The sequence below is a fragment of the Pseudomonas sp. P1.8 genome, from assembly GCF_001269805.1.
Classification (GTDB): Bacteria; Pseudomonadota; Gammaproteobacteria; order Pseudomonadales; family Pseudomonadaceae; genus Aquipseudomonas.
The window spans coordinates 18,626-37,862 of record NZ_LHVM01000022.1; the positions used below are offsets into that span (position 1 = coordinate 18,626).

The following is a 19,237-nucleotide window of genomic DNA, read 5'->3' on the forward strand; positions in this document are numbered from 1 at the left end:
GCACGTTTTCGGGCACGCGCATAAAAAAGAGAGGCCGGGATGTACATCTATCGCTTGGTCCTGCTTTTGGTAGTGGGGATTTACCTGTTTTCCCCGGCCATCATGGATTGGTGGATCGACGCCACTGGCGCCTGGTATCGCCCTTATCTGCTCTGGCTGATTCTGATTGTCGTGACCTTCATCCTGCAGAGTCAAAAAGATGCCGATGAGCTTTAGCCTGACCCAGATGATCCTGATCAGCGCCGCGTACCTGGCGGTGCTGTTCGGCGTGGCCTGGATCAGCGAACGGGGCATGATCCCCCGGGCGATTATTCGCCACCCTCTGACTTACACCTTGTCGCTGGGGGTTTACGCCAGTGCCTGGGCGTTTTACGGCACCGTCGGCCTGGCCTATCAATACGGCTACGGCTTCCTGTCCAGCTATCTCGGCGTGTCCGGGGCATTTCTGTTGGCGCCGGTGCTGCTGTATCCGATCCTGAAAATCACCCGCACTTATCAACTGTCGTCCCTGGCCGATCTGTTTGCGTTCCGCTTCCGCAGCACCTGGGCCGGTGCATTGACGACGATTTTCATGCTGGTCGGCGTTTTGCCGCTGCTGGCACTGCAGATTCAGGCGGTAGCCGACTCCATCGGCATCCTCACCCGCGAACCCGTGCAACACCGCGTGGCCTTGAGCTTCTGTGCCTTGATTACACTGTTCACGATTTTCTTCGGTTCCCGGCATATCGCCACCCGCGAGAAACACGAAGGACTGGTATTCGCGATTGCCTTCGAATCGGTGATCAAGCTGATCGCGCTGGGCGGCGTCGGCCTCTATGCGCTATATGGCGTATTCGACGGCCCGCAACAGCTTGAGCTGTGGCTGTTGCAAAACCAGACCGCCCTCGCCGCCCTGCACACGCCGCTGCAGGAAGGCCCGTGGCGCACTCTGCTGCTGGTGTTCTTCGCCTCGGCGATCGTGATGCCGCACATGTATCACATGACTTTCACTGAAAACCTCAACCCGCGCTCACTGGTCAGTGCCAGCTGGGGGTTGCCGCTGTTCCTGTTGCTGATGAGTCTGGCGGTACCGCTGATTCTCTGGGCGGGGCTGAAACTCGGCGCCACCACCAACCCGGAATACTTCACGCTGGGTATCGGCATTGCCGCCAACAGCAAAGCCCTCGCGTTGCTGGCGTATGTCGGCGGCCTGTCCGCCGCCAGCGGCCTGATCATCGTCACCACCCTGGCGCTGTCCGGGATGGCGTTGAACCACTTGGTGTTGCCGCTTTATCAACCACCGGCCGAAGGCAACATCTACCGCTGGCTGAAGTGGACCCGCCGAGCACTGATCGTCGCAATCATCATGGCCGGTTACGGCTTCTACCTGATGCTCGGTGCCGAGCAGGATCTGGCCAACCTTGGCATCGTCGCGTTTGTTGCCACACTGCAATTCCTCCCCGGCGTGCTGTCGGTCCTGTATTGGCCGACCGCCAACCGTCGCGGCTTCATCGCCGGCTTGCTGGCGGGGATTCTGGTGTGGCTGATCACCATGTTGCTACCGCTGGTCGGCAACCTGCAGGGCTTCTATATACCGCTGTTGAACATGATTTACGTGCTGGATGACACCAGTTGGCACATGGCAGCGATTGCCTCCCTGGCCGCCAACGTGTTGATGTTCACCCTGATTTCACTGTTCACCAATGCCAGTACCGAAGAAGCCAGCGCCGCTGAAGCCTGTGCCGTGGACAACGTGCGCCGGCCGCAGCGGCGTGAACTGCATGCCGCGTCGCCTCAGGAGTTTGCTACGCAATTGGCCAAACCGTTGGGCGCCAAGGCGGCGCAGAAGGAAGTCGAGCAGGCCCTGCGCGACCTCTATCTGCCCTTCGACGAACGCCGGCCGTACGCCTTGCGCCGCTTGCGCGACCGCATCGAAGCCAATCTCTCCGGCCTGATGGGGCCCAGCGTCGCCCAGGACATGGTCGAGACCTTCCTGCCTTATAAGGCCGGTGGCGAAAACTATGTCACCGAGGACATCCACTTCATCGAAAGCCGCCTCGAGGACTACCACTCGCGCCTGACCGGCCTGGCCGCAGAGCTCGATGCGTTGCGCCGTTATCACCGCCAGACCTTGCAGGAGCTGCCGATGGGTGTCTGCTCGCTGGCCAAGGATCAGGAAATCCTCATGTGGAACAAAGCCATGGAGGAATTGACCGGGATTGCCGCGCAACGTGTTGTCGGATCGCGACTGAGCACCATTGCCGATCCCTGGAAAGAATTACTGCAAGGCTTCATCAATCTGCCGGACGAACATCTGCACAAACAACATCTGACCCTCGACGGACAGACCCGCTGGTTGAACCTGCACAAAGCGGCGATCGATGAACCGCTCGCGCCAGGTAACAGCGGCCTGGTGTTGCTGGTGGAAGACCTGACCGAAACCCAGATGCTCGAAGACAAACTGGTGCACTCCGAGCGCCTGGCGAGCATTGGCCGGCTGGCGGCCGGTGTGGCCCATGAAATCGGCAACCCGATTACCGGTATCGCTTGCCTTGCGCAAAACCTGCGCGAAGAACGCGAGGAAGACGGTGAGCTGAAGGAAATCAGCGGACAGATCCTTGAGCAGACCAAACGTGTGTCACGTATTGTCCAGTCGCTGATGAGCTTCGCCCATGCCGGCAGCCATCAACACAGTGACGAACCCGTCTGTCTGGCCGAAGTGGCCCAGGATGCCATTGGCTTGCTGGCCCTGAACCGGCGCAATTTCGAGGTGCAGTTCTACAACCTGTGCGATCCGGATCACTGGGTTGAGGGCGACCCGCAACGACTGGCGCAGGTGTTGATCAATCTGCTCTCAAACGCCCGAGACGCCTCGCCTCCCGGCAGCGCGGTGCGAGTCAAAAGCGAAGCCGGCGAACACACGGTCGACCTGATCGTGGAAGACGAAGGCAGCGGTATTCCGTCGAGCATCATGGACCGATTGTTCGAACCCTTCTTCACCACCAAGGATCCTGGCGAAGGCACAGGTCTGGGCCTTGCACTGGTCTATTCCATCGTTGAAGAGCATTATGGACAAATCACCATCGACAGCCCGGCTGATGTACACAGCCAACGCGGCACCCGAATTCGGGTGACCTTGCCGCGTCATGTCGAAGCGACGTCCGCTGTGAACTGAGACCGTCGAGAGTATCGAATCAATGCCGCACATTTTGATCGTCGAAGACGAAACCATTATCCGCTCCGCCTTGCGCCGCCTGCTGGAACGTAACCAGTACCAGGTCAGCGAAGCCGGTTCAGTGCAGGAAGCACAAGAACGCTTCACCATTCCCTCGTTCGACCTGATCGTCAGCGATCTGCGCCTGCCGGGTGCGCCTGGCACCGAGCTGATCAAGCTCGCCCAGGGCACGCCTGTGCTGATCATGACCAGCTATGCCAGCCTGCGCTCGGCGGTCGACTCAATGAAAATGGGGGCTGTGGACTACATCGCCAAGCCGTTCGACCACGACGAGATGCTGCAAGCTGCCGCGCGAATCCTGCGCGACCGGCAATCAGCCCAGTCTGGTGTTGAGCCGGTGGCCAGCAAGGCCACCAATGGCGCAGTGAAATCCGCTACCGACAACAGCAATGGCGAAATCGGCATTATCGGCTCGTGTCCGCCCATGCAGGACCTGTATGGCAAGATCCGCAAAGTGGCACCGACTGACTCCAATGTCCTGATCCAGGGCGAGTCCGGAACCGGTAAAGAACTGGTCGCGCGCGCGCTGCACAACCTGTCCAAACGCGCCAAGGCACCGATGATCTCGGTGAACTGCGCAGCCATTCCGGAAAGCCTGATCGAGTCCGAACTGTTCGGCCACGAAAAAGGCGCTTTCACCGGCGCCAGCGCCGGGCGTGCCGGCCTGGTCGAAGCGGCGGACGGCGGCACGTTGTTCCTCGATGAAATCGGCGAGCTGCCACTGGAAGCCCAGGCTCGCTTGCTGCGCGTCCTGCAGGAAGGCGAAATCCGACGGGTAGGTTCGGTGCAGTCGCAAAAGGTCGACGTGCGTTTGATTGCCGCGACTCACCGCGACCTCAAGAGCCTGGCGAAGATCGGCCAGTTCCGTGAAGACTTGTATTATCGCCTCCATGTGATCGCACTGAAATTGCCTGCCCTGCGCGAGCGTGGCGCAGACGTCAACGAAATTGCGAATGCATTCCTGGCGCGGCAGAGTGCGCGAATCAACCGCACAGACCTGAAATTCGCCGCCGATGCCGAGCAGGCCATTCGTCACTATTCCTGGCCCGGTAACGTCCGCGAGCTGGAAAACGCCGTCGAGCGCGCCGTGATCCTGTGCGAGAGTCCGGAAATTTCCGCCGAATTGCTGGGCATCGACATCGAACTGAGTGACCTGGAAGACGATGATTTCATCGGCCTGCCCCCGCAACAGGGCAACGGTAGCTCCAGTAACACCAACCATGAGCCGACCGAAGATCTGTCCCTGGAGGACTACTTCCAGCATTTCGTGCTCGAACACCAGGACCACATGACCGAAACCGAGCTGGCGCGCAAACTCGGCGTCAGTCGCAAATGCCTGTGGGAACGTCGTCAGCGCCTGGGTATTCCACGCCGCAAGACCGGAGTGCCCAGCGAAAGCTGAATCGCACCTGTCTGATGTGCAGGTAACACGTGTTTTTGTGAAAAAACTGTTACCTCACTTTTTTCACGTAACAGAAGCCGGGGCTTACGGTAACGAAACCCCGGTTTTTTTTCGCCTTCATAAACCCACCTAACCGACCCAACCCCTTGTTTTACTAGGCTTCGCAAAAGTTGGCACGCACCCTGCTATATGTTTGGTACAAGAACAATAACAAGCAATGCACAAGACAATAAAAATAAGACGAATCGACTCACGCACAATAAAAACAAGACGGCGAGAGGCGCAGCTAACTGATTCTTTTGGAGAGGCGTTGTATTTGGGGCTAGCCCCACGACCAGGCCGAGAACAACAAAAAACTGTCCTAAGACAGAGCCTGTACTGGTTGGATCGAAAGATCACTGCAATTCAGCGACCAAAGCAATCCGTTTGCTCTTGGCTCCCGATTGGGAGGGTCATGAAGGAAAAGCTTCATGACGAGGGCACTCAACAAAAATAAAAAGCCCGAAACCAAAAATAAAAATAGAGCATGCAACTACTTCTTGGGGAGCTTCGGCTCCCCTTGTGGTTTCCGCGATTCAAAGAAATCACCCAGCCCCCTGTAGAAGCGAGCGTGCTCGCGAAAAACTCATAGGCGCCGCCTGGGCATCTGATTCCCCGCGTAATCGTTGACGACCATCGCGAGCATACTCGCTCCTACAGGGTCATAACGCGTCGTCCTACACCATCCCCCGACTAAATGCTAGAATCCCCGCCCATCATGCGGTCGTTCTTCTGGTATGGCCGAATATTCCTTCAAACAGTGCATCCCATGCTGAAGAAGCTGTTCCAGTCATTCCGTTCTCCAAAGCGTCATACGCAACACATTCGCAGTACGCCTGAAGTGCTCAACAGCGGCCAACACTCGCTGCAGAAGGCGCAATTCAGCCGTTATGCGGTGAATATCGTCGAACGCCTGCAGAGCGCCGGATACCAGGCCTACCTGGTCGGCGGTTGTGTGCGCGACATGCTGCTGGGTATCACGCCGAAAGACTTCGACGTTGCCACAAGCGCCACTCCAGAACAGGTACGAGCCGAATTTCGCAACGCGCGGATCATCGGTCGCCGATTCAAACTGGTGCACATCCACTTCGGCCGCGAAATCATCGAAGTCGCGACCTTCCGCGCCAATCACCCGCAAAACGAAGAAGAGGAAGACAGCAACCAGTCTTCCCGCAACGAGAGCGGGCGCATTCTGCGTGATAACGTTTACGGCACGCTGGAGGAAGACGCGCAACGTCGCGACTTCACCATCAATGCCCTGTATTACGATCCGGTCAGTGAGCGCATCCTCGATTACGCCAATGGCGTACACGACATCCGCAATCATTTGATCCGTCTGATCGGTGATCCGAAGCAGCGCTACCAGGAAGACCCGGTGCGGATGCTGCGGGCAGTGCGTTTCGCCGCCAAGCTGAATTTCGGCATCGAAAAGCACAGCGCCCAGCCCATCCGTGAACTGGCGCCGATGTTGCGAGAAATCCCTTCGGCCCGCCTGTTCGAAGAAGTGCTCAAACTGTTTCTCTCCGGCCATGCCGCCGATACGTTTGAAATGCTGGTCGACCTGCAACTGTTCGATCCGTTGTTCCCGGCCAGTGCCGAAGCGTTGGAATACAACCCCACGTACACGCACACCTTGATCAGCGAAGCTCTGACAAACACCGATCTGCGGATCAAACAGAACAAACCGGTAACCCCGGCCTTCCTGTTTGCAGCCCTGCTTTGGCCGGCCCTGCCGGCACGCGTCCTGCGCCTGCAAGAACGTGGCATGCCACCGATTCCGGCGATGCAGGAAGCGGCGCACGAGCTGATTGCAGAACAGTGCCAACGCATTGCGATTCCGAAACGCTTCACCATGCCGATCCGCGAGATCTGGGACATGCAGGAGCGCCTGCCACGCCGCAGCGGCAAGCGTGCCGATCTGTTGCTGGACAATCCACGCTTCCGTGCCGGTTACGACTTCTTGCTGCTGCGCGAAAGCGCTGGCGAGCAGACCGACGGTCTGGGCGAGTGGTGGACCGACTATCAGGACGCCAATGAAAGCGAGCGTCGCGACATGATCCGCGACCTCAGTGGCAAAGACGACGGCACCGGGGGGCCGCGCAAACGTCGGCGCAGCGGTGGTTCCAAGCGAAAACGCGCCGCAGGCGCTTCGAGCACCACGGACGAGTAATCCATGGAACGCGTTTATATCGGCATGGGCAGCAACCTGGCTGCACCCGCCGAACAGTTGCGCAGTGCTGTCGAGGCACTGGCGCAGTTACCCCATTCTGAGCTGTTCGGGGTTTCTGCGTTTTACCAGAGCGACTCGCTGCTGCCGGGTCAACCGCGCTACACCAACGCGGTCGCCGCACTCGACAGTACATTGGCGCCGTTGGCGTTATTGGATGCCCTGCAAGCCATTGAAAATGGACAAGGCCGCGAACGCCTTGAACGCTGGGGGCCACGTACGCTGGACCTCGATATTGTGCTGTTTGGTGACCGGTTGATCGACGAGCCGCGCCTCAAGGTCCCGCACTACCATATGCAGGAAAGGGCCTTCGTTCTGTATCCGCTCGCCGAGCTGGCACCGGCGGATCTGCGATTAGCCGATGGCCGGACCCTGGCCGAACTGCTCAAGGCATGCCCGTTCGTCGGCCTGGAGCGACTCCCCCCGAACTGACCCAAATCCCTTGCGCGAGCGGCCTGCTCGCGATGGCGGCAGTACATCCAATATTGGTATGTACTGATCCAGCGCCATCGCTGGCAGGCTCGCTTTTACATTGGTTTGTGGTGAACACAAAAGTGCAACTGGCCGCCGAATCGAACAAACCTGCTGAATCGCATCAGTTACCCCGGTAACACCCCACCCGTAACAATGCGGTAACACACACAATTGACTTCCCTCGTTCTCCTCACGACTATAGGCGTCCCGCTGCCGCCAACACGGCGTTAAAGGGCGCAATCCAGGCCTTAAAAGCACGACAGAAGAACGTGCGCCTGTGTTTATCGAAGAATCACGCGCGTTACTCGCAGTAGTTTCCACAGCGCCTGAATGAGGAACTTTTCATGCCAGCCATCACCCTGACCACCCTGCAAGGTCTCAAGCAAAAAGGTGAAAAGATCACCATGCTGACCTGCTACGACGCGACCTTCGCCCACGCCTGCAATCAGGCGGGAGTCGAAGTGCTGCTGGTGGGCGACTCCCTCGGCATGGTTCTGCAGGGTCACGACAGCACCCTGCCCGTTACCACTGCGGAAATGGCTTACCACGTCGCCTCCGTCAAACGCGGTAACAGCGATGCCTTGATTCTCGCCGACCTGCCTTTCATGGCTTATGCCACCACCGAACAAGCCATGACCAACAGCGCCCTGTTGATGCAGGCCGGTGCGCACATGGTCAAGGTCGAAGGTGCATTGTGGCTGGCCGACTCGATCCGCCTGCTAGCCGAACGCGGCATCCCGGTATGCGCGCACATGGGCCTGACGCCGCAGTCGGTGAACATCCTGGGTGGCTATAAGGTTCAAGGCCGCAACGAAAACCAGGCGCGGCAGATGCGTGCCGATGCAATTTCCCTGGAGCAGGCTGGCGCGGCGATGCTGCTGCTTGAATGCGTACCCAGCGAACTGGCTGAGGAAATTACCCAGGCGGTGAATATTCCCGTGATCGGGATCGGCGCCGGCCATCGCACCGACGGTCAGGTATTGGTCCTGCACGACATGCTGGGATTGTCCATTACCGGCCGCGTACCAAAATTCGTGAAAAACTTCATGACCGGCCAAACCAGTATTGATGCGGCCTTGCGTGCCTATGTGACTGAAGTCAAAGCGGCGACTTTCCCAGGAATCGAACACGGATTTTCTGCATGAACACCGTAAAAACCGTACGCGAACTACGGGCCGCTGTGGCCCGCGCCCGCAACGAAGGCAAGCGCATAGGCTTCGTGCCAACCATGGGCAACTTGCACAGTGGTCACGTGGCGTTGATTACCAAGGCCACCCAACGGGTGGATTTCGTGGTCGCGAGCATTTTCGTCAACCCGCTGCAATTCGGTGCTGGCGAAGACCTCGACAAATACCCGCGCACACTCGCCGCCGACCAGGAAAAACTCCTCGAAGCCGGTTGCGACCTGTTGTTCGCACCCACCGTTGAAGAGATGTACCCCGACGGCATGACGGGCCAGACCCGCGTCAGCGTCCCGCAATTGTCCGAAGGTTTGTGCGGCGCGAGCCGTCCGGGGCATTTCGAAGGCGTGGCGACGGTGGTCAACAAACTGTTCAACATGGTCCAGCCGGACCTGGCGATTTTCGGCCAGAAAGACTTTCAGCAACTAGCCGTGATTCGCGCACTGGTGCATGACTTGAACATGCCGGTCCAGATCATCGGCGAGCCAACCGTGCGCGCGGCCGATGGCCTGGCGCTGTCATCGCGCAACAGCTTCCTGAGCGAAGAACAACGGGCCATAGCGCCGATTGTGTATCGCACGTTGAGCGAGATCGCCGAGTCGATCAAGCAGGGCCAGAGGGATTTCCCGGCGCTGATCGACGCACAAATCAAACAGCTCGAAGCGACGGGTCTGCGTCCGGATTACCTGGAAATTCGCCATGCCCTGACCTTGCACCCGGCAACGGCGGAAGATCGCGACCTCGTGATTCTGGTGGCGGCGTTCCTCGGCACCACGCGGCTGATCGACAACCTGCACCTGAACCTCGACGCGCTCGTCTGAACACGAAAAAACCTGTAGGAGCGAGCTTGCTCCTACAGGGGTTGTGCTGTGCCCACCTGTAATGCATTGCCCCCACCAACCCTTCGGGCCATTTGCCCGCCGACCTGGGAAAGATCCATGCACGCCATCATGCTCAAAGCCAAACTGCATCGCGCCGAAGTCACCCACGCCGTCCTTGATTACGAAGGTTCCTGCGCCATCGACGGTGAATGGCTCGACCTGTCCGGTATCCGTGAGTACGAGCAAATCCAGATTTACAACGTCGACAACGGCGAACGCTTCACCACCTACGCCATTCGAGGCGAAGAAGGCTCGCGCATGATTTCGGTCAATGGCGCGGCCGCGCACAAGGCTAAAGTCGGTGACCGCGTGATCATCTGCGCTTACGCCCACTACAGCGAAGCCGAACTGCTCAACTTCAAGCCGCGCATGCTCTACATGGCGCCAGGCAATGAACTGAGCCACACCAGCAACGCCATTCCGGTCCAGGTCGCCTGATCCGGGCGCTTTCTCCTCCGTTTGTCGGACCGTTCCTAACTTCGATGTTAAAAAAGTACCGGAAACAGGTCAGACAAAGTCAAGACAGATCATGACGCGGGGTTTACTGTATTCGCCCTGCGCCATGAAATCGAATCGTCGCAGTTGACCGGACGCCCACCCACAGCGCTCCGGTATTTTCAGTATTAAAAATGCCGTTCAAGTAAAAAGGAAACCCGCAGCGATGGCGTACTACCGCACCCCTCACGACGTGACCGCTCTGCCCGCCTGGCAAGCGCTGAAAGACCACCGCCAAGCCATGCAGGATTTCAGCATGCGGGAGGCGTTCAATGCCGATCCGCAGCGCTTTACTCAATTCACTCTCAGCAGCTGCGGCCTGTTTCTCGACTACTCGAAGAACCTGATCAACGCCGAGACCCGCAATCTGCTGGTGGGCCTGGCTAACGAAGTCGACCTCAAGGGCGCAATCAAGGCGTTGTTCGACGGCGAAATCGTCAATTCTTCAGAAGGTCGCCCAGCACTCCATACCGCGCTGCGCCGTCCGGTTGGCGACAAGCTGTCAGTCAATGGCGTCAACGTGATGCCTGAAGTGCACAAGGTGTTGAACCAGATCACCGACCTCGTTGGCCGAATCCATGACGGCCTGTGGCGCGGTTACACCGAAAAACCGATCACCGACGTAGTGAACATCGGCATCGGTGGCTCCTTCCTCGGCCCCGAGCTGGTCTCCGAAGCACTGTTGTCCTACGCCCAGAAAGGTGTGCGTTGCCACTATCTGGCAAACATCGACGGCAGCGAATTCCACGAACTGGCCATGAAGCTGCGCGCCGAGACCACGCTGTTCATCGTCTCGTCGAAATCCTTCAACACCCTCGAAACCCTGAAGAACGCCCAGGCCGCCCGTGCCTGGTACCTGGCTCAGGGTGGTTCGGAAGCCGAGCTGTACCGCCACTTCATCGCGGTATCGAGCAACAACGCCGCCGCCGTGGCGTTCGGTATCCGCGAAGAAAACATCTTCCCGATGTGGGACTGGGTCGGTGGACGTTACTCGCTGTGGTCAGCCATTGGTTTGCCGATCGCCCTCGCCATCGGCATGTCGAATTTCAAGGAACTGCTGTCCGGTGCTTACACCATGGACCAACACTTCCAGACCGCGCCGTTCGAACAGAACATGCCGGTGCTGCTGGCCTTGCTCGGTGTCTGGTACGGCAACTTCTGGGGCGCGCAAAGCCACGCGATCCTGCCATACGACCACTACCTGCGTAACATCACCAAGCACTTGCAACAGCTGGACATGGAGTCCAACGGCAAGAGCGTGCGCCAGGACGGCACACCGGTTTCCACCGACACCGGGCCAGTGATCTGGGGCGGCGTTGGTTGCAACGGCCAGCATGCGTATCACCAGTTGCTGCACCAGGGCACCCAACTGATTCCGGCCGACTTCATTGTGCCGATCGTCAGCTTCAACCCGCTGTCCGACCACCACCAGTGGCTGTACGCCAACTGCCTGTCCCAGAGCCAGGCATTGATGTTGGGCAAAACTCTGCCCGAGGCCCAAGCTGAGCTGCGCGAGAAGGGCATGAGCGAAGACGAGGTACAGAAACTCGCCGCGCACAAAGTGATCCCGGGCAACCGACCGAGCAACACCCTGGTGGTTGAACGCATCAGCCCGCGCCGCCTCGGTGCGCTGGTGGCGATGTACGAACACAAAGTCTTCGTGCAAAGCGTGGTCTGGGGCATCAACGCCTTCGACCAATGGGGCGTGGAGCTGGGCAAAGAGTTGGGCAAAGGTGTCTACAACCGCCTGGTCGGCAGCGAAGAAACCCCTGCCGAAGATGCCTCGACACAAGGCCTGATCAACTACTTCCGCGGTCGTCACCGCGGATGATTTGACGGTGCGGCAGTAATGCCCTCCTCTGTAGGAGCGGGCTTGCCAGCGAAGACGGTGTGTCAGTCCGATAAATATTGACTGATCCACCACTTTCGCTGGCAAGCCAGCTCCTACGAGGGTCGTACCGCTCCCCTCTTGAACCCATTGACCTCTCGGCGCATCTTTATCCTTGTCGCAAAACAAGAATAAGGAACCGTCATGTTCGATATCAGCACGTTCCCCAAAGCCGATGCCGTCCGCCGGGCTGCACAATTGAGTCAAGACGACTACCACCGCCTCTACCGCCAGTCCATCGAACACCCCAGCACCTTCTGGGCCGAACAGGCCACACGCTTCCTCGACTGGAGCGCGCCGTGGGACACCGTCCAGCGCTATAACCTGAAAACCGGCGAAGCCAGCTGGTTTGCTGGTGGCAAGTTGAACGTCAGCTACAACTGTATCGACCGCCATTTGCAACAGCGCGGCGACCAGGTCGCAATCATTTGGGAAGGCGACGACCCTGCCGACTCCCTCTCGATCACCTACAAAACACTGCATGAAAATGTCTGTCGCCTGGCCAATGTGCTGAAAAGCCGAGGGGTGAAAAAAGGCGATCGCGTGTGCATCTACATGCCTATGATTCCGCAAGCGGCTTTCGCCATGCTCGCCTGTACCCGCATTGGCGCGGTGCACTCGGTCGTATTCGGGGGCTTCTCGCCTGACTCCGTACGCGACCGCATTCTCGACGCCGACTGCCAGACCGTCATCACCGCCGACGCCGGCGTTCGGGGCGGCAAACCCGTACCGCTCAAAGAGAAAGTCGACAAGGCGCTGCAAAGTTGTCCGAATGTCAGCACCGTCATCGTCGTCGAGCACACCCACAGTGAAGTCGAATGGATCGAAGGCCGTGACATCCGGTATCACCAGGCGCTACGAGACGCCAGCGCCGATTGCCCGCCCGAGCCGATGGACGCCGAGGATCCGCTGTTCATCCTCTACACCTCCGGCAGCACCGGCAAACCCAAAGGCGTACTGCACACCACCGGCGGCTACTTGCTACAGGCGACGATGACCTTCAAATACGTGCTGGACTACCGCGACGGCGAAGTCTTCTGGTGCACCGCCGATGTCGGCTGGGTCACGGGCCACAGCTACATCGTCTACGGCCCGCTAGCCAACGGCGCGACCACGCTGATCTTTGAAGGCGTGCCGAGTTACCCCAGCACTTCACGCTTCTGGCAGGTGATCGACAAGCACAAGGTGAACATTTTCTACACCGCCCCGACCGCTTTGCGCTCCCTGATGAGAGAAGGCCCGGAACCCTTGAAGCAAACGTCAAGGGCCAGCGTCAGGCTGCTCGGCACCGTCGGCGAACCAATCAACCCGGAAGCGTGGGAATGGTATTTCCACGCCGTCGGCGAAGAGCGTTGCCCGATTGTCGATACCTGGTGGCAGACCGAAACCGGCGGCATCATGCTCAGCCCGCTGGTCAGTGCGCAACGAATCAAACCTGGCTGCGCCACGCAACCGATGTTCGGCGTGCAACCGGTGTTGCTCGACGAACAGGGTAAGGAAATCAAAGGCGCCGGTAGCGGCGTGCTGGCGATCAAATCCAGCTGGCCCGCGCAAATCCGCAGCGTCTACGGTGACCCGCAGCGCATGGTCGACACCTACTTTAAACCTTACCCCGGCTACTACTTCACCGGCGATGGCGCGCGACGCGATGAAGATGGCGACTACTGGATCACCGGACGCATCGACGATGTGATCAATGTGTCCGGCCACCGCATCGGCACCGCCGAAGTCGAAAGCGCCCTGGTGCTGCACGACAGCATCGCCGAGGCTGCCGTGGTCGGTTACCCCCATGACGTCAAGGGCCAGGGCATCTATGCCTTCGTCACCCCCATGAATGGCGTCGAGCCCGACGATGAACTGAAGAAGGAGCTGTTGGCTTATGTCAGCAAAGAGATCGGCAGTTTCGCCAAACCGGACTTGATCCAATGGGCGCCGGCCTTGCCGAAAACCCGTTCGGGCAAGATCATGCGGCGTATTCTGCGCAAGATCGCCTGCGGTGAACTCGACACCCTGGGCGACACTTCGACCCTTGCCGACCCAAGCGTGGTACAAGGCCTGATCGATAAACGCCTGAATCAATAACGTACTGCCTTGCGTAGGAGCGAGTTCACTCGCGATGGACTCAAACGCACCGCGTATCCTCACGTCCATCGCGAGCATGCTCGCTCCTACAGGTTCATTATGGAATTCATCCGCACCCGCATCGAAACCCAGATCATGAGCCTGACCGGTTTATCCCTCGGCAAGCTCGATCTGGAAAATCCCAAGGGCGACCCTGGCCTGTTCGGACCCGATTCGGTGAGCTGGCAAGTCCACGGCGACTTCAGCAGCATGCTGATCGGGGGCATCAGTGCCTTGATGCTGCAAGCCCTGCATCCGCTGGCGCTGGCCGGGGTCTGGGACCATTCGAATTTTCGCGAGGACATGCTCGGGCGCCTGCGGCGCACCGGGCAATTCATCTCCGGCACGACCTTCGGCTCACGCCAGGACGCCGACTGGCTGATCGAAAAAGTGCGCACCATTCACCTGCAAGTGACGGGCACGGCGCCGGATGGGCGCCCTTACGCGGCCAGCGATCCGGACCTGCTGACCTGGGTACACGTCGCGGAAGTCAGCAACTTTCTCGCCGCGCACCTGCGCTATCGCAATCCACACTTGTCCCTCGCGGATCAGGATCGCTATTACGCCGAAATTGCCTTGGTCGCCGAACGGCTCGGCGCCCGAGATGTGCCCCGCTCGCGGCAAGAAATTCGCGACTACCTTGAACGCATTCGCCCGCAACTGTTGTGCGATGAACGCAGTCGTGAAGTGCTGCGCCTGCTATTGAATGCTCCCTCCCCCAGCCGCCTGGCCAAGCCTTTCGGCGGGTTGATGATGCAGGCCGGGATAGATTTGCTGCCGGACTGGGCCAGCGACATGCTCGGCGTCAGCCAGAACCCGTTGCAACGCAAACTGATCCGCGCCAGCGTCAATCGCAGTGCGCCGATGTTGCGCTGGGCGGTACGCAATGGCTCGGTGCAACGTGCCAGGCGGCGGATGGGCCTGTAGGAGCTGGCTTGCCAGCGATAACCAAAATGCGGATTGTCAGATAAGCTGTGTTGCGGCCTTCGCTGGCAAGTCGCAAGGCCGCATCGCAGCGCCTACAGGTTGCGCTCCAAACTGTTAAACTCCCGCGCCCAAATCCTCCAGCAAGGCGCCCAGCATGTCTTCCTTGAATCAGGCGCTGCGCGCCGCCCTCGAACATCGCCAGGACCTGCTTGCCGAACTGCATCAGCAGGGCACCGATTGCTACCGCCTGTTCCATGGCAGCCAGGAAGGCGCCGGTGGCCTGACCATCGACCGCTACGGGCCGCAATTGCTGGTGCAGAGTTTCCACCAGCCGCTGGAACGCGAGGCGCTGCTGCAATTGCACCAAGCGATCAATCAACACCTGGGCCTCGACTTGCTGCTGGTCTACAACGACCGTTCCCGTGGCAACTCACGCATCGACCGCGAAGACATCGTGTACCGTGCCGACGATGCCGCCCTGCAAGACCTGGTCGGTCACGAGTGGGGCCTCAATTACCGGGTTCGCGGGCGTCATGCCGGTCAGGACCCGCTGCTGTTTCTCGACCTGCGCAATACACGCGGTTGGGTCAAGGATCACAGCAAGAACAAAAGCGTATTGAACCTGTTTGCGTATACCTGTGGCGTCGGCCTCAGCGCCGCGGCCGGTGGCGCAAGCGAGGTATGCAACCTCGACTTCGCCGAAGGCAACCTGGCGGTGGGTCGGGAAAACGGCCTGCTGAACCCGCAGTTGCCGACCATGTCATTCATCCAGTCCGATTACTTCCCGGCGATTCGCCAATTGGCCGGACTGCCGATCAGCCAGCGTCGCGGGCAAAAACTCCCGAGCTATCAACGCCTGGAGCAACGTCAGTACGACCTGGTGTTGCTCGACCCACCAGCCTGGGCCAAGAGTGCTTTTGGTACCGTCGATCTGCTGCGCGACTATCAGAGCCTGCTGAAACCGGCGCTGCTGACTACCGCTGACAACGGCGTGCTGATCTGCTGCAACAACCTGGCAAAGGTCAGCATGGACGATTGGCGCGAGCAGGTCCTGCGCTGCGCCGAGAAGGCCGGGCGGCCCGTTCGGGAGTGGACGGTGATGAAACCGGGTGCCGATTTCCCGTCGGCGGATCAACAGCCGCCTCTGAAAACGCTTATTTTGCAGCTGTAAACTGACGTCGGATAAATCTGAAGTTTCCTGAATCGGGCGATTCCTTCGGAACCGTAATCGCATGCCATACTCCAAGGCACTCCGATTCAGACAGATGAAGCCACACATGCCCAAAGGATTGATTCGCGCCATCGGCGCCTTGTTGACTGCTCTGGCCCTCTACAGCTTGCTGGGCTTTCTGATCTTGCCGGGAATTGCGCTGCGCGTAGCCAATCAGCAACTGGCCAATTACGCCACCATGCCCGCCAAGATTCAGCGGATCGAACTCAATCCGTTCAGCCTTGAACTGACGGTCTGGGGCTTGAACATCGGCGAACCTGGCAAGGAACACGTAGGCTTCGAACGCCTATACGCTAACCTGCAGATCGACAGCCTCTGGACCAAGGCACTGCACCTGTCCGATGTTGAACTGGACAAAGCCAAGACAGAAATCCTGTTCGCCAAGGACGGCAAGCTCAATCTGCTCGGCTTGTTCAAGGTGCCCGCCAGTGAGCCGACGCCGACTGACCCGGACGCCAAGCCGTTTCCGTTGCGCATAGAGCGAATCAAATTCGCTGGCGGCGCCGTGCATTTCGAAGATGCCCGCCCCAGCGAGCCCATCGAATTCCTCTACGACACACTCGATTTCGAGCTGAAAAACCTCAGCACCCTGCCCGAAGACAGCGCCGACATGACCTTGGTGGCTATCGGCCCCAACGGCGGACAGATCGACTGGACCGGCAACTTCAGCCTTATCCCGCTCGCCTCCGAAGGTAAGCTGAAAATCACCGATGGCAAGATGAAAGCCTTCTGGCCCTATGTACGCGACGCCGTGCCGCTGGACCTCGAAAGCGGCATTCTCAGCGTCAGCACCGACTACAAACTCAACCTGTCCAAGGAAACCGAACTGCTGTTGAGTAACGTCTCGGCCACCATCGCCCCTTTCGCCATCAAGGCCCCAGACGGGCGTCCGCTGGTGAAGCTTGCGCGTCTGGACGTCAGTGAAACCACTGTGGACCTGGCGAAGCAGCAAGTAGTGGTCGGCAAGATCCGCAGCAACAAGCTGGAAACCTGGGCAGCGCTGGAGTCCGATGGCCAGCTCGACTGGCAGAAACTCTTCGCCAGCCAGCCAGCCAAACCGGTGGCCAAAGCCAAGGCTGACGCCGAACCCGCCACCGCACCTGCCTCCGCCGATTCGCCAAAACCCGAACCCACCGCGCCGAGCAAACCGTGGCAAGTGCTGCTCAAGGATGTGCAACTGCGCGATTACAAGGTGCATCTGGCGGATCGCAAGGCGCAACCTGCCGTGGAGCTGGAGCTGGCACCGCTAAATATCGATCTGGAAGGATACGACAGCCTCAATGGCTCGCCCTTCAAGCTCAGGCTCGATACCGGCGTAGGCAAACAAGGCAAGATCACGGCCGATGGCGAAGTCAACCTGGCACCGGTCAGCGCCAGACTGAATGTCCAGACCAAGGACATCGACCTGCGTGTCGCGCAGTCCTACATCAACCCATTCATTCGCCTGGAACTGCGCAGCGGCATGCTCGGCAGCGATCTGGCGGTCAACCTCAAGAGCACCGAACCGCTGGCTTTGAGCGTCACCGGCCGCGCCCGGATCGATCAGTTGCATACGCTGGACACCCTGAAAACCCGAGACTTCCTCAAATGGCAACAAGTGGTGGCCGAGGGTCTGAATTATCAGCACGGCGATAGCCTTTCGATCGACAGGATCAATCTGCTGCAGCCTTACGCGCGTTTCATGATCAACGATGACCGCACCACCAATATCGATGACCTGCTGATCCCCCAACCGGCCGATTCCGCTACCAAGACGACCACCGCCCAACCTGCCAGCAAAGACAAACCGTTGGGCATCCACATCGGTGGCATTTTCATCAATGATGGTTCGGCCAACTTCGCCGACTTCAGCCTGACACCGAATTTTGCGACCGCGATCCAGCAGCTCAACGGTCAGATTGGCACCATCGACAGCCGCCAGCCGAAACCGGCCAGTGTAGACGTCAAAGGCAAGGTAGATCGCTATGCGCCAGTGACCATCAAGGGCGCGGTCAACCCGTTCGACCCGATGGCCAGCCTCGACATCGCAACCAGCTTCAAACGCGTCGAATTGACCACGCTGACACCTTACTCGGGCAAGTTCGCCGGTTACCGCATCCGCAAGGGCCGACTCAACCTGGACCTTCATTACCGGATCACCAAGGGTCAGCTCAAGGCCGACAACAAAGTGGTGGTCGAGCAACTGCAACTGGGTGAAAAAGTCGACAGCCCGGACGCCGTAAGCCTGCCATTGAAGCTGGCCATTGCCCTGCTCAAGGACGTCGATGGCAAGATTTCCATCGAATTGCCCGTCACCGGCGACCTGAACAATCCACAGTTCAGCGTCATGCCGATTGTCTGGCAAACCCTGCGTAACCTGATCGTCAAAGCGGCGGCAGCGCCATTCAAGTTGATCGGCGGGTTGGTCAGTGGTGGCGGTTCGGAAGACCTGGGCACCGTCTCGTTCGCAGCGGGGTCCAGCGAATTGAGCAAGGATGCCGAAGGCGCGTTGGACAAACTGGCCAAGGCCCTCAAGGAGCGTCCGGCCCTGCGCCTGGAAATCGAAGGCACCGCCGCCAAGAGCAGCGATGGTCCGTTGATTGCCGAGCAACGCCTGGAACGGGAATACCAGTACAACTACTACAAAATGCTCCAGCGTCGTGGCGACAAGGTTCCCGCGCAGGCCTCATTGCTGGAAGTACCGGACAGTGAAAAGGGTCCCCTTCTGGAAGGCATCTTCCGCACTCGCCTTAAGACGCAACCAGCGCCGGAGTGGGAGGACTTGGGCAAGGAAGAACGCACCGCAAAAATGCGTGCCGAAGTGATCAAGTTCTGGAGTTCCAGTGATGTGCTGTTACGTCAACTCGGCCAGGAACGCGCCAGCAGCATCAAGGATTACCTGGTCGACAAGGGCCAGCTGGAAGATGACCGGGTGTACTTTATCGATGCCAACCTGGGCGAGGCGCAAAGTGACGGCCGGGTGATAACACCGTTGCATCTGGATGCGGAGTGAAAGCCCAGTCTTGCAACTGACGATCAATGTAGGAGCGAGCTTGCTCGCGATGGCTGACTGACATTCAACACAAATATTGAATGAAAGACCGCTTTCGCGAGCAAGCTCGCTCCTACAGGAATCATGTTGATTCCCCAAAAAAACAGGCCCCGGCACGAATGCGCG

Annotated in this window: 13 protein-coding genes; all 13 read left to right on the forward strand. The window is 59.1% G+C overall.

The window, feature by feature from the left end:
* The first annotated feature begins 39 nt into the window (after nt 1-39).
* The 13 genes from AD668_RS29585 to AD668_RS22885 all read left to right on the forward strand — a co-directional run bounded on the left by AD668_RS29585 (nt 40) and on the right by AD668_RS22885 (nt 19,072).
* A complete protein-coding gene (locus tag AD668_RS29585; RefSeq protein WP_003176118.1) occupies nt 40-216 on the forward strand; it encodes a hypothetical protein in 177 nt (58 codons plus the stop codon).
* Nucleotides 200-3,154, forward strand: coding sequence for a sensor histidine kinase (locus AD668_RS22830; protein WP_172681857.1), 2,955 nt, complete (start codon nt 200-202; stop codon nt 3,152-3,154). Before AD668_RS29585 ends, AD668_RS22830 begins: the two co-directional genes overlap by 17 nt.
* A gap of 22 nt (nt 3,155-3,176) precedes the next feature.
* Nucleotides 3,177-4,616, forward strand: a complete 1,440-nt coding sequence (locus tag AD668_RS22835) for a sigma-54 dependent transcriptional regulator (protein WP_053162454.1) — start codon at nt 3,177-3,179, stop codon at nt 4,614-4,616.
* Between the two features lie 808 nt (nt 4,617-5,424).
* Nucleotides 5,425-6,825 (forward strand): polynucleotide adenylyltransferase PcnB, encoded by a 1,401-nt coding sequence (locus tag AD668_RS22840; protein WP_053162456.1) that lies wholly within the window; start codon nt 5,425-5,427, stop codon nt 6,823-6,825.
* Between the two features lie 3 nt (nt 6,826-6,828).
* The gene (gene folK / locus AD668_RS22845) at nt 6,829-7,314 is read left to right on the forward strand and encodes a 2-amino-4-hydroxy-6-hydroxymethyldihydropteridine diphosphokinase (RefSeq protein WP_053162459.1); all 486 of its coding nucleotides are present in this window, start codon (nt 6,829-6,831) and stop codon (nt 7,312-7,314) included.
* A gap of 386 nt (nt 7,315-7,700) precedes the next feature.
* Entirely contained in the window at nt 7,701-8,501 is an 801-nt protein-coding gene (panB, locus tag AD668_RS22850) for a 3-methyl-2-oxobutanoate hydroxymethyltransferase (RefSeq protein WP_053162461.1), read from the forward strand.
* Nucleotides 8,498-9,358, forward strand: a complete 861-nt coding sequence (gene panC / locus AD668_RS22855) for a pantoate--beta-alanine ligase (protein ID WP_053162463.1) — start codon at nt 8,498-8,500, stop codon at nt 9,356-9,358. The genes panB and panC overlap by 4 nt, the downstream gene beginning before the upstream one ends.
* Before the next feature lie 117 nt (nt 9,359-9,475).
* Nucleotides 9,476-9,856 (forward strand): aspartate 1-decarboxylase, encoded by a 381-nt coding sequence (panD, locus tag AD668_RS22860; protein WP_003228271.1) that lies wholly within the window; start codon nt 9,476-9,478, stop codon nt 9,854-9,856.
* 223 nt (nt 9,857-10,079) lie between these two features.
* Complete coding sequence (pgi, locus tag AD668_RS22865; RefSeq protein WP_053162465.1) at nt 10,080-11,744, forward strand: glucose-6-phosphate isomerase; 1,665 nt, start codon at nt 10,080-10,082, stop codon at nt 11,742-11,744.
* Between the two features lie 201 nt (nt 11,745-11,945).
* Nucleotides 11,946-13,883, forward strand: coding sequence for an acetate--CoA ligase (gene acs, locus AD668_RS22870; protein ID WP_053162467.1), 1,938 nt, complete (start codon nt 11,946-11,948; stop codon nt 13,881-13,883).
* A gap of 99 nt (nt 13,884-13,982) precedes the next feature.
* Nucleotides 13,983-14,849, forward strand: a complete 867-nt coding sequence (locus AD668_RS22875) for an oxygenase MpaB family protein (protein WP_053162468.1) — start codon at nt 13,983-13,985, stop codon at nt 14,847-14,849.
* Between the two features lie 154 nt (nt 14,850-15,003).
* Entirely contained in the window at nt 15,004-16,020 is a 1,017-nt protein-coding gene (locus AD668_RS22880) for a class I SAM-dependent rRNA methyltransferase (RefSeq protein ID WP_053162470.1), read from the forward strand.
* A gap of 61 nt (nt 16,021-16,081) precedes the next feature.
* Complete coding sequence (locus AD668_RS22885; RefSeq protein WP_053162472.1) at nt 16,082-19,072, forward strand: DUF748 domain-containing protein; 2,991 nt, start codon at nt 16,082-16,084, stop codon at nt 19,070-19,072.
* The last annotated feature ends 165 nt before the right edge of the window (nt 19,073-19,237 follow it).